The 11,868-nt window shown below is 57.1% G+C and carries 13 protein-coding genes; 6 read left to right on the forward strand and 7 right to left on the reverse strand.

Annotation, left to right across the window (positions count from 1 at the left end):
- Window positions 1-5: 5 nt before the first annotated feature.
- Window positions 6-845 (reverse strand): UTP--glucose-1-phosphate uridylyltransferase GalU, encoded by an 840-nt coding sequence (gene galU, locus RGM3321_RS17590; RefSeq protein ID WP_003364457.1) that lies wholly within the window; start codon window positions 843-845, stop codon window positions 6-8.
- A gap of 383 nt (window positions 846-1,228) precedes the next feature.
- Between galU and RGM3321_RS17595 the strand changes: the two genes are divergently transcribed.
- Window positions 1,229-1,510 (forward strand): hypothetical protein, encoded by a 282-nt coding sequence (locus tag RGM3321_RS17595; protein ID WP_244394251.1) that lies wholly within the window; start codon window positions 1,229-1,231, stop codon window positions 1,508-1,510.
- A 55-nt stretch (window positions 1,511-1,565) separates the two neighbouring features.
- Here the strand turns inward: RGM3321_RS17595 and RGM3321_RS17600 are convergent, their stop codons facing one another.
- On the reverse strand, window positions 1,566-1,916 hold the full coding sequence (locus RGM3321_RS17600) for a hypothetical protein (RefSeq protein ID WP_058402283.1): 351 nt from the start codon (window positions 1,914-1,916) through the stop codon (window positions 1,566-1,568).
- Window positions 1,917-2,082: 166 nt separating this feature from the next.
- Between RGM3321_RS17600 and RGM3321_RS17605 the strand changes: the two genes are divergently transcribed.
- From RGM3321_RS17605 to alkB, 3 genes are read left to right on the forward strand one after another with little or no spacing between them, the layout of a single operon-like run.
- Window positions 2,083-2,388 carry a DUF1883 domain-containing protein gene (locus RGM3321_RS17605; RefSeq protein ID WP_003380432.1) on the forward strand — a complete coding sequence of 102 codons (306 nt, stop codon included), beginning with the start codon at window positions 2,083-2,085 and terminating at the stop codon, window positions 2,386-2,388.
- 14 nt (window positions 2,389-2,402) lie between these two features.
- The gene (locus RGM3321_RS17610; protein ID WP_080393744.1) at window positions 2,403-2,585 is read left to right on the forward strand and encodes a hypothetical protein; all 183 of its coding nucleotides are present in this window, start codon (window positions 2,403-2,405) and stop codon (window positions 2,583-2,585) included.
- A gap of 24 nt (window positions 2,586-2,609) precedes the next feature.
- A complete protein-coding gene (gene alkB / locus RGM3321_RS17615; protein ID WP_244394124.1) occupies window positions 2,610-3,296 on the forward strand; it encodes a DNA oxidative demethylase AlkB in 687 nt (228 codons plus the stop codon).
- Here the strand turns inward: alkB and RGM3321_RS17620 are convergent, their stop codons facing one another.
- Genes RGM3321_RS17620 through gnd form a run of 4 tightly spaced genes read right to left on the reverse strand, consistent with a single transcriptional unit; the run spans window position 3,297 to window position 8,525 of the window.
- Window positions 3,297-5,114 carry a glycoside hydrolase family 15 protein gene (locus RGM3321_RS17620; protein WP_244394125.1) on the reverse strand — a complete coding sequence of 606 codons (1,818 nt, stop codon included), beginning with the start codon at window positions 5,112-5,114 and terminating at the stop codon, window positions 3,297-3,299.
- Window positions 5,115-5,165: 51 nt separating this feature from the next.
- Window positions 5,166-5,975 carry an HAD family hydrolase gene (locus tag RGM3321_RS17625; RefSeq protein WP_244394126.1) on the reverse strand — a complete coding sequence of 270 codons (810 nt, stop codon included), beginning with the start codon at window positions 5,973-5,975 and terminating at the stop codon, window positions 5,166-5,168.
- Window positions 5,968-7,500: a glucose-6-phosphate dehydrogenase gene (gene zwf / locus RGM3321_RS17630; RefSeq protein ID WP_244394127.1), complete on the reverse strand. Its 1,533-nt coding sequence runs from the start codon at window positions 7,498-7,500 to the stop codon at window positions 5,968-5,970. The genes RGM3321_RS17625 and zwf overlap by 8 nt, the downstream gene beginning before the upstream one ends.
- Window positions 7,500-8,525, reverse strand: coding sequence for a phosphogluconate dehydrogenase (NAD(+)-dependent, decarboxylating) (gnd, locus tag RGM3321_RS17635; protein ID WP_279614058.1), 1,026 nt, complete (start codon window positions 8,523-8,525; stop codon window positions 7,500-7,502). Before gnd ends, zwf begins: the two co-directional genes overlap by 1 nt.
- Window positions 8,526-8,787: 262 nt before the next feature.
- On the opposite strand from gnd, the gene RGM3321_RS17640 reads away from it, so the two are divergent.
- A complete protein-coding gene (locus RGM3321_RS17640) occupies window positions 8,788-8,961 on the forward strand; it encodes a DUF6026 family protein (protein WP_002553283.1) in 174 nt (57 codons plus the stop codon).
- Window positions 8,962-9,135: 174 nt separating this feature from the next.
- Here RGM3321_RS17640 and RGM3321_RS17645 read toward each other — a convergent pair whose 3' ends face one another.
- Window positions 9,136-9,627, reverse strand: a complete 492-nt coding sequence (locus RGM3321_RS17645) for a GNAT family N-acetyltransferase (protein WP_244394129.1) — start codon at window positions 9,625-9,627, stop codon at window positions 9,136-9,138.
- Window positions 9,628-10,260: 633 nt separating this feature from the next.
- On the opposite strand from RGM3321_RS17645, the gene glgA reads away from it, so the two are divergent.
- Window positions 10,261-11,856 (forward strand): glycogen synthase GlgA, encoded by a 1,596-nt coding sequence (gene glgA / locus RGM3321_RS17650; RefSeq protein WP_244394130.1) that lies wholly within the window; start codon window positions 10,261-10,263, stop codon window positions 11,854-11,856.
- The last annotated feature ends 12 nt before the right edge of the window (window positions 11,857-11,868 follow it).

Below are 11,868 nucleotides of genomic sequence, written 5' to 3' on the forward strand. Positions count from 1 at the left end.
AGGTATCAATGAGCTTTGCCGGTCTTGTAGAAGTGCTCGAAGCAGAAGTTGGTAGCCTGGATGTAACCTTCCGCACCACCGCAGTCAAAACGCTCGCCCTTGAACTTATAGGCGAGTACGTTGCCTTCGGCAGCCTGCTTCATCAAGGCGTCGGTGATCTGAATTTCACCGCCCTTGCCCGGCTCGGTCTGCTCGATTTTCTCGAAGATGTCCGGAGTCAGGATGTAGCGGCCGATGATCGCCAGGTTGGACGGCGCATCTTCAGGCTTTGGCTTTTCAACCATGTTGGTCACGCGGAACAGGCCCGGCTTGATTTCTTCACCGGCGATCACGCCATACTTGTTGGTTTCCTGCGGATCGACTTCCTGAATGGCAATGATCGAGCAGCCATAATGCTTGTGCAGTTTGACCATCTGCGCCAGCACGCCATCACCCTCAGGGTTGACGCACAGGTCATCAGCCAGAACCACGGCAAAAGCCTCATTACCAATCAGCGGACGACCGCTGAGAATGGCATGCCCGAGACCTTTCATTTCAGTCTGGCGAGTGTAGGAAAAGCTGCACTCGTCGATCAGTTTGCGAATACCAACCAGGTACTTTTCCTTGTCCGTACCCTTGATCTGATGCTCAAGCTCGTAGCTGATATCAAAGTGATCTTCAAGAGCGCGCTTGCCACGACCGGTCACGATGGAAATTTCGGTCAGGCCTGCCGCGAGGGCTTCCTCAACACCGTATTGGATCAGTGGCTTGTTGACCACCGGCAGCATTTCCTTGGGCATGGCCTTGGTCGCTGGCAGGAAGCGAGTGCCGTAACCGGCTGCAGGGAACAAGCATTTCTTGATCATAAAAGTCCTTGGTAAGGGCTGTTGGTGTTAACGGCGCAGTCTAATCAGGAGGCGGTCACCTTACAATGCCCCGCCTTTGGCCGTCCGATGCCATGATAGAGGAATCCTCAGGCAGATAGTTCCGCACTTCCTGGATATTGCCTACAGCCAATTGCAGACTGGACCACACTCCAGCCGCCGCAAAAGCCCGCCGCAACAGTGCTGCGCACGCGTTTTCGACTACAGAAGCATCTATGTTCTGCTCCAAAAGAACTACAGCAGTGGCCAGCGAACGACGAGCTATTTATGATGAAAAACATGGCGGAACGATGGCACCCATTACCAGTCCAACGTTCGCATTTGTCATTCTCTGACCTTATCTTGAAGCGAAAAACATGATCAGAATCCTCTCCCTACTGTCCATTATTGTTGCTCTGGGCCTGACCGGCTGCGCAACCGCCTCCAACACTTACCTGAAAAACGGCAAACAGGGCTTGAGCATTGACTGCTCCGGCGAGGCGATGTCCTGGGCAAGCTGCTACGAAAAAGCGGACGCGTCCTGCGCGGGCACAGGTTATGAAATTGTCGGCACGGACGGCACTCCGCAGCCTGCGGAAAGCGAGAAGACACTGGGTGTGGACGTAGGTAACTACAAGAGCCGTAGCGTGCTGGTAGTCTGCAAGTAATCTAGCCTGCCGCCCTGCCCGAAGTGGACAGGGCCTGCTGAGCCCGCCTGAGCGATCAACCTGAAATGCACGCTTCGGCAGCGTTCTGAACATCCCTGAAGCGGATAGGCACGTTGGCAAGTCGTTCATAGACCTTGATCGTACTGCCGCCCGAGCGGCTCTCGACATCGACGACTGCCGCAGGCGATTTGCTGAGCTTTTGCGCCACAATTACGCGCAAGCCATCATGGCGAGGCTCGATAAGCGGCGGCTTGCGACTGCTGGCGATCTTGCCAACGAAGCAATCGGCATACTCCTTGGGATTCTTGCCCGACATCACGTTCATGGTGGGGGGTGTATGTTCGATGTCATTTACTGTGGCACAGCCAGTCATTGCCAGAGCCAGGACTACTACAGCCAGTTTCATACAAAGCCTCCAAATAAAGGTCCTACGACAAGCTGACGCGCAATTAAATCCCGACTGAGGCAATATTTGCGAGAAACACGGCAAATTAGTGTCCACCGACGTCAAATTGCGGGCATCACATGCTATCGTTTTGATTTTTCAGAAAAACCCCCATTCGGAGCCCGTCATGAAATTCGTACACCAGCGTGAGCATCTCAACGAGGACGACCTGGTCGTTATCGAGTGCTCGCAGACCTGCAATATTCGTCTGATGAACGATGCGAATTTTCGCAGCTTCAAAAATGGCGGTCGACACACCTATCATGGCGGTGCATTTGACACGTTTCCGGCCAAGATCGCCGCGCCGAGCACCGGTTTCTGGAACATTACCATCGATACCGCAGGCCGCAAGGTAGATACCAATGCCGGCCGCAAACCGCCTTTCACTCACAAGATCAAGATCGTCCGGCGCTCGACCTCACGCCTGGGATGATGCAAGGAGTCACCGTGAACAATCCAGCCCCGCGCACGACCAAATTTGCTGTCAGCTACAAGCTCAATGGCGAGCGCCGCTTCGAGTTCGCCCAACTGCAATCGGCATCAACCGAAGAAGCCGAAGCCGCCTTGAAAAAAATGCACGGCCAGAGCGACGATCAGATCACCGACGTGAAGGTCAGCAAGGCGCTCTGATACCCGCAGGAGCTCGACCCGACCATGCAACGCAAAGGTGACACGCCCGCCAACCTGGATATGTTTGCCGACCAGACAGCCCAGCCTGCAAGCAACGAGCTGATCGGGCCTGGGTCATGGCTGCTCAGAGGCTTTGCGCTGCCTGTCATGCCACAACTGCTGGCCGCCCTTGAGGCGATACTGGGCCTCTCCCCGTTCCGACACATGCAGACCCCCAGTGGCTTGAGCATGTCTGCAGCGCTGAGTAGTTGCGGACAACTGGGCTGGATAACCGACCGTCATGGTTATCGATACACCGCAACCGACCCACAAACAGGACAGGCTTGGCCGGCGATGCCGGATGCCTTCATGCAACTGGCTCAGGACGCTGCGCTCGCAGCAGGTTATGCCGGATTCGTGCCTGACGCCTGCCTGATCAATCGTTACATCCCTGGGGCGAAGATGTCTCTGCATCAGGACAGAAACGAATACGACCATCGCTGGCCAGTGGTATCGGTATCGCTGGGTATACCGGCCATTTTCCAGTTCGGCGGCTTGCTGCGCAGCGATAAGACCCAACGCATCTCACTGTTTCATGGCGACGTAGTGGTCTGGGGCGGCGAGGACCGGTTGCGCTTTCACGGCATTCTGCCGATCAAACAGGCCGAGCACCCGCTGCTCGGTGAACAGCGGATCAACCTGACTTTTCGCAAGGCTGGCCGCGACGGCTGATCATGCGCCTTCCAGCTCGCCCGACGTGCGGGCCAGCGCGGGGCACACGGCCCGGTGCAAATTCAATGCGGTGTTGATAATGCCGATGTGGCTGAACGCCTGAGGGAAATTGCCCAGCATGCGGCCATCTTTCGGATCGTATTGCTCCGCCAGCAGGCCGACGTCGTTGCACAGATCACACAGCCTCTCGAACAGCCGTGCAGCGTCATCAGCCCGCCCTAGCAGCACGTAAGCGTCAGCCAGCCAGAACGAACACACCAGGAAAGTCCCTTCGCGACCGGCAACACCATCAACACTGCGCTCGTTGTTGTAACGCAGCAACAGGCCATCCTGCATCAGTGTGCGCTCGATCTGCGCGACAGTGCCGGTGACACGTGGATCTTCCGGCGCAAGAAAACCGGTCAACACAATTTGCAGCAGACTGGCGTCGACTTCTTTCGAGCCATACGTCTGCACGAAACTGCCAAGATCAGCATCAAAACCGTTGCGACAGACATCAGCATGGATCTCGTCTGCTACTAGCCGGTAGTGGCTCGCCAACGCACGATCCTCATCGTTTTCGGCAGCCTTGGCGATCTGAGTGGCGTTTCGGTCGAAGGCTACCCAGGCCATGACTTTTGAATGGGTGAAGTGGCGCGGTTCGGAACGAATCTCCCAGATACCAGCATCCGGCAGGTGACAGATCTTTTCCAGATAGGGCATGACCACCTTGGAGATCGCCACGCTGCGCGGGTGCTGCGGCATGCCGCCTCTCAGCGCCTGGATCATGGCATCGGCAACCTCGCCATAAACGTCCAGTTGCACCTGAGTCGCCGCGCCGTTGCCGACCCGTACCGGCAGCGAGTTCTCGTAACCACTCAGCCACGGGAGTTCGTACTCTTGCAAACGTCGCTCACCGCCTACGCCGTACATGATCTGTACCTGTTCCGGGTTGCCAGCAACCGAGCGTAACAGCCAGTCTCGCCAGGCGGTCGCCTCCTCGAAATAGCCCAGATTCATGAACGCCAGAAGGGTCATGGTGGCATCACGCAGCCAGCAATAGCGGTAGTCCCAATTGCGCTCGCCACCCAATTGCTCGGGCAATGAAGTGGTCACGGCGGCAACAATGCCACCGGTAGGAGCATAGGTCATGGCTTTGAGGGTGATCAGCGAGCGCTTTACCTGAGCCGTCCACGGCCCGACGTCAGGACAGCGATCAGAAAACTCCCGCCAGTAGGCAGCCGTAACCTCCAGCGCCTGATCGGCATCAATCTGCTCAGCCAGCGGCTCGAAAGACGGCTGATACGCCAGCGTGAAAACCTTGCGCTCGCCCTCACCGACATGAAAATGGCTGGCGGTGTGATGATCCTGCGGGTGCAAGGCCACAGGACTGCGCAGCACGAGCATTTCCGGCCCGGCCACGGCAGTCAGCGTATGTTCGTCCCTGCGCTCGACCCAGGGCACACTGCTGCCGTAATCGAAGCGAATGGCGAGGTCCACACCGAACTCGACACGCCCGGACAGCCCGACCACGATGCGCACCACATGACCAGTCGTCTTCATGGGCATGAAATCGATCAGCATGGCGCGACCGTCACGGGTTTCGAAAACAGTTTCAAGAATCAAGGTGCCGTCGCGGTAACGGCGCTCGACAGCGATAACCTCGGCAGTCGGCGCAATCTTCCAGCGGCCATGCTCATCGCTACCCAATAGAGCGGCGAAACAGGCCGTCGAGTCGAAGCGGGGGAAACACAACCAGTCCAGCGAACCATCACGGGCGACTAGCGCCGCTGTCTGACAGTTGCCCAACAATGCGTAGTCTTCGATCAGTGCCGCCATTCAGAAATGCCTGTCGTGATGATGATTCGTCAGCGTGCGCAAACCGCCCGATCAAGCCGGAAGAATGTAACGCTCGATGGCGACGGCAACGCCGTCCTGCTCATTGCTATCTGTAACATGATCAGCCTGTCCCTTGACTGTCTGCTCGCCCTGCCCCATTGCAATCGACAATCCAGCCTTGTGGAACATCGCCACGTCGTTGCCGCCGTCGCCTATGACCGCCGTGCGAGAAAGGTCGACTCCCAGATAATCCGCCAGCGCGACCAGAGCGGCACCCTTGTTGGCCTCCAGCGCGGTCACATCCAGGTAGTATTTTTGCGAACGCGCCGCCAGCGCGAGCCCTTCGATCAGCGGATTGAGCTGCGCTTCAAGGGTTTTGAGCAACTCGAAATCAGCACTGGCCGCGACGATCTTGTCGACGCGATCCAGGTACGGCTCGAAACTCTCGACCTGAACATAGCGGTAACCCAGCGCGTCGAGCTCATGATCCACGTAATCGGCATCAGGATCGAGCAACAGCCACTGATCGTCGGCAAACACCCAAGTGGCAGCGTTCTGGCCAGCAAACAAATCCAGACATATCTTTACTGCGCGCGGGTCAATGTGATGAGCCACGAGCAGGCTACCGTCGGGATGAGTGATGGTGCCGCCATTGAACGCCACGGTGGGTAGATCCACCTCCAGCACCTCAATCACCTGGCGCATGGCCCTGGGTGGGCGACTGCTGGCAAGCGTGAAATGGATACCCGCCTCGCGCAAGCGCCTGATCGCGTCGATATTGGCCTGGCTAAGACTATGGTCGCGGCGCAAAAGTGTGCCGTCGATGTCGGACAGCAAGAACTGTACGGGCAGTTCAGACATTCAATTCTCTCCATTCGCGGCCATCACGGCTCAGCAGATCTTCACCCGCTTGCGGGCCATCCTTGCCAGCTTCGTAAAGCTGCACTTCCGGCTGCGCGGACCAGGCGTCGAGGAACGGCTGCACTGCACGCCAGCCGTTCTCGATGTTGTCGGCCCTTTGGAATAGCGTCTGATCACCGGTCAGGCAGTCATAGATAAGGGTTTCGTAACCTGTGGAGGGCTGCATCTCGAAGAAATCCTTGTAGGCGAAGCCCAGAGCGATATCTTCCATTTTCAGTTCCGGGCCAGGACGCTTGGCAAACAGATCGAACCACATGCCTTCGTTGGGCTGGATCTGAATCCTAAGGTAGTTGGGCTTGAGGCGGTCAACTTCGGTATCGCGAAACTGCGCATAAGGAGCAGGCTTGAAGCAGATGGCGATTTCCGTACTGCGAGCACTCATGCGCTTACCGGTGCGCAGGTAGAACGGCACCCCGACCCAACGCCAGTTGTCGACCATGACCTTAAGCGCGACATAGGTTTCGGTTGTGCTGTCGGGCGCCACGCGATCTTCCTGACGATAGCCGACAACCTCCTTGTCACCCATCGCGCCTTTCGCATATTGGCCACGTACCGAGTTGGCCAGAGCCTCCTCCTGACTCCAGGGCCGGATCGCTCCAACCACCTTTGCTTTCTCGCCGCGAACGGCATCGGCACCGAAAGCGGCCGGCGGCTCCATGGCAACCATAGCCAGCAACTGGAACAAGTGATTGGGCACCATGTCGCGCAATGCACCGGTGTGTTCGTAAAAGCTGCCACGGGTTTCGACGCCTACGGTCTCCGCCGCCGTGATCTGTACGTGGTCGATGTAGTGGTTGTTCCAGAACGATTCGAACAGGCCATTGGAGAAACGGCTGACCAGAATGTTCTGCACCGTTTCCTTGCCCAGGTAGTGGTCGATGCGGTAGATCTGCTTCTCGCTCATGACCTTGAGCAGGCAGCCATTGAGCTCGACCGCACTGGCCAGATCGGAGCCGAACGGTTTCTCGATCACCACACGGCGAAATTCGTCGCCGTTTTCCTGCAACAAACCTGACGAGCCCAGCCGCTTGGCTACTTCACTGAAAAAGCGGGGCGCGGTGGCCAGATAGAACACAGCGTTCGCAGTGCCGGTGCTCTCGATCTTGCTGGCGATGTCCTGATAGGTGGAGTCGTCGAGGAAATCACCCTGCACATAACTGATGCGCTCGGCCAACTTGCTCCACAGCGCAGGATCGAGTGGGTCCTTGCCGCCACCGGCAACCTTGCCGGCGGCTTCATCGCGAATGAAGTTTTCGAGCTTTTTCGCAAAGTCGGCATCGCTGATCGCATTGTGATCAACGCCGACGATGTGCAGCCCTTCATCCACCAGACTGTCGCGTGACAGGTTGTAAAGTGCCGGCATCAGCAGGCGCTTGACCAGATCTCCATGGGCACCAAACAGAAACAGGGTCGTGGGGGGAGCCACTTCGGCTTTTTGCTCGGCGCTGCCACGCGACAGGCCCATTACTTGGGTTCCTTGTGGCCACCAAATCCGAAGCGCATGGCCGACAGCATCTTGTCTGCGTAGGAACTCGCCTGACGTGAGCGGAAGCGCGCAAACAAGGCACTGGACAGCACTGGAACCGGAACCGCCTGCTCGATGGCAGCTTCAATGGTCCAGCGCCCTTCGCCACTGTCGGCAACCGAACCGGAAAACGCATCCAGTTGCGGGTCTGTCGCCAGAGCATCAGCGGTCAGATCCAGCAGCCAGGACGACACCACACTGCCACGACGCCAGACCTCGGCGATATCGGCGGTGTTCAGGTCGAAACGCTGCTCCGCTGGCAGATGCTCGGAGTTTTTCTGCTTGAGAAGATCGAAGCCCTCAGCGAAGGCCTGCATCATTCCGTACTCGATACCATTGTGGATCATCTTCACGAAATGACCGGAACCCGCAGGGCCGGAGTGGATATAACCGCGCTCGGCGCGGTCGTCGGCCGAGGTACGGCCTTTAGTCCGCTCGATCGAGCCAAGGCCTGGTGCCAGCGTTGCGAACAGCGGATCCAGGCGCTCGACAACAGCGGCCTCGCCTCCGATCATCATGCAATAGCCGCGCTCAAGCCCCCATACCCCGCCCGACGTGCCGACATCGACGTAGTGCAGGCCTTTTTCGGTCAGTTCCTGAGCTCGCCTAATGTCATCCTTGTAGAAAGTATTACCGCCGTCGATGATCACATCATCGGCGTCAAGCAACTTGCTGAGGGTCTGAATGGTCTCTTCGGTCGGCGCACCTGCCGGGAGCATTACCCAGATGGCGCGTGGCTTGTCGAGCGCATCGACCAGTTCCTTGAGGCCTGCAACTGCAACCGAACCGTCCTTGGCCAGGGCGTTACGTGACGCTTCATCGCGGTCATACACAACAGTCGTGTGACCGTTCAACATCAAGCGGCGTGCGATGTTGCCGCCCATGCGGCCCAGTCCAATAATCCCAAGTTGCATGAAGGTGCTCCTTAAATCGTAAAAAGGTGCCGCACTTGCTGTCCAGCGCATCGACAGGTTGCGAGCATGCTGGTTAGTCAAGCGAGGCGGAACGTCGGTTCCCTTGCGAGAAGATGAAGGCGTCTGCGCCCTCCTGTGGTGCATTTTGTCGCGATTAATAAACATTCGCGACAATTAAAAATAAAAAAGTTCCAAAATCATGCAAAAGAAATCAAAATCGCTGCCGATAGAGAGGTAAGCAGCGGCGCTCATGGATTGAAAGTCATTGCCACGGACCTTTCTGAGGTTGAATCCGCCATTTGCGAGGTGAGCAATGGGCACTGTACTACCAGCACTTGCACCACAAACCCTGTATGTCACGATCCGCCGCGACGAATTGCGTGCATTGAAAGAAGAGCGCGAGCAGTTGCAGAAAAAGGTCGCTCATTTGAGCTCGATGCTGCAGCAACCCCACTTGTCTGCACCCGGCAAGATGCTTCAAGCCTGACTGCCATTGCATCACCCCTTAAAACGCTTCAGGGCAAGCCCGATATTCTGGCTTGCCCACCTGATCTATCCTCACAGCCTGCACCCCCTTCCCTGTCCGATTCTGCTGAACAGCCCTCCCTTGCCCTCGATACGGCTGCACGCAAACCTGCTGCGTACCTTTACACCTTATAGCTTATAGCGCCTTCTGCCAGAACATGGCACGCCCCATTTCAGGGCTCAACTGGTAATTGTCGAAACCGAGCTTCCTGTAGGCACCTTGCGCCGCCTCATTGCCCTCCAGAACCTCAAGCGTCAGTTTGCAGCAGCCTCGCTGACGTGCAATTTCTTCCACCTTGAGCAACATTTTCTGGCTGATGCCCATGCCCCGGTATTGAGAGACGACCGCAACGTCGTGAATATTAACCAGCGGACGGCAGGCAAAGGTTGAAAAACCCTCAAAGCAGTTGATCAGCCCTACCGGCTCCCCGGAAATGAACGCCAGCACACTGAACGCATAGGGACGCTTGGCCAGCTCTATAGCCAACTGTTGACGCGTATCGCTCGACAGAGGCCGACCTGTGCCCATGACATCCATCGAATATTCGTTCAGCACAGATCCGATCGCCTCAGCGTGCACGGGATTTGTGTAACTCGCTTGCAATACAAGTACCTCGGGGGCTTCCATTTCCATCCTCGTCAATTCAATCAGTGATTCAGTGAAGTCAGTCAAAAGGTAATTATTTCAGGCCAGCACACTATTTCGGGCCAGCACTGTGACTGGAGCGTCTGGCCCGATTCTATCCTGCCTCGCCCCAAAATGTTCCAGCTCGGATGTAGGAATTTTCTCGCCACGCCCACAGATTGACCGCCAGACGCACCCAGAAAAGGCGCGACGCACCGATAGGGCTCATGAGCGCCTCCTCTCACCTGTTTTTTCCGCCAAGAAAGAAACCCATGACCTCGACTGTCGAACGATCCGACGACTGGTCATGTGTGGTCGGGACTCGAATTTCACCCGTAAAAAAGCGCAACGACTGCCCGGCTGGCCGTTCCAGCGTACCGATGAGCGCGGCGTCAAAGCCCATGCCAGACATTCGCACAGAAAAAAGTCGAAACTTCTCCAAGACGCCCCGGTCAGGTGAATAGAGCATCTATGCTATTGGCTGACATTCGGTAATGGCGACATCACGCCGCTTTGTCACTGCGCATGGTCCAAACGGGTATTGATCTTGCGTAGTGCACGTATGTGTACCCGGCCATAGGAAATGGCCAATAAAAATCAAGTGATGCACCAAGACTGTTTTAAGGGGAAAAATCGATGATTAGCGCCGCTGTCAAAACCCAGAAGGGAGAGAGTTTTAACCAGCCTGTCGGCGAGCTGACTCATCTGCCAGTCTTCTCTACCAAGAACGTTCCTTTGCTGCAATTACCAACCTCGACAGTTCAGCCCACGCCGACAATGTCTCAGGTCAGCAGACGCAAAGTGTTATTCGTGACCTCGGAATTGGCCGACCTTGTGAAAACCGGTGGACTGGGCGACGTATCTGCCGCACTGCCACGAGCAATGCGCCACCTGCATGACGTGCGGGTTCTGATCCCAGGTTATCCGCAGGTCATCAATAGCGGAAACCCGATCCATATCATCAGCCAGTTGGGCGGGCATGCGGCACTGCCACCTTGCAAGGTGGGTCGCATGGACATGAAAGATGGCCTGGTGATCTATGTATTGATCTGCCCGGAGCTCTATGAGCGTGAGGGCACGCCTTACGCCGACAGCAATGGCCGCGACTGGTCCGATAACCATATTCGTTTTGCCCGTCTGGGGCTTGCGGCTGCCGAGTTCGCAGCTGGCGAAGTGAAAAGCCAGTGGTGCCCCGAGCTGGTCCATGCCCATGACTGGCCTGCCGGTCTGGCACCTGCCTACATGCGCTGGCGCGGGCAGTCCACGCCAAGCATCTTCACCATTCACAATCTGGCCTATCAGGGGACCGTGAGTACCGCTTCGAGTCGTGAACTGGGCATTCCAGATCAAGCGATTACCCCGGAAGGCATGGAGTTCTACGGCAAGCTGTCCTTCATCAAGGCAGGCATGGCCTTCGCGAGCCACATTACCACCGTGAGTGCCACCTACGCTCGGGAAATCACCACGCCAGAGTTCGGTTGCGGCCTGGAAGGCTTTCTGCAGAGCAAGGCTGACAAGGGCCAGCTCAGCGGCATCCCCAACGGAATCGACGAAAGCTGGGATGCAGCGACCGACGAACACCTGATCTGCCACTTTGCGCCGAATGAATGGACGCGCAAGGAAATCAACGCTGACTATGTGCGTGAGCTGTTTGAACTGGATGCCTCGACCGGGCCGCTGTATGCGGTGGTTTCGCGCCTTGTGTACCAAAAAGGGCTGGACCTGACCATCGGGGTTGCAGAGCACATCGTCAACAATGGCGGACAGATCGCAATTATCGGTCGCGGCGAGCCTGAGGAAGAAGATGCCATGCGCGAGCTGGCCGCCCGCTTCCCGGGGCGTATTGGTGTGCGTATCGGCTTCAATGAAACCGACGCACGACGCATGTTCGCCGGCAGCGATTTTCTGTTGATGCCCTCTCGCTATGAACCCTGCGGTCTGAGCCAGATGTATGCGCAACGCTTTGGCTCCCTGCCTGTCGCACGTAACACAGGCGGACTGGCGGACACGATCGAGGACGGCGTGACCGGCTTCCTGTTCAAGGAATCAACCATCGAAAGCTACACCGAAGCCCTGAACCGTACGTTTCAGGTATTCGCCCACCGTGAGCTGCTCAACGCCATGCGCTGCCGCGCAATGGCCGCTCCCTTCAACTGGCATCAGGCGGTAGAGCCCTACGCAGATCTCTACCGTGACCTGTTGAAGAAAAACGTGAGCATTTCCAGCAACTAACCAGGTTAAGGA

Origin of the sequence: Pseudomonas sp. RGM 3321 (genome assembly GCF_022836805.1) — a bacterium.
Lineage (GTDB): Bacteria > Pseudomonadota > Gammaproteobacteria > Pseudomonadales > Pseudomonadaceae > Aquipseudomonas.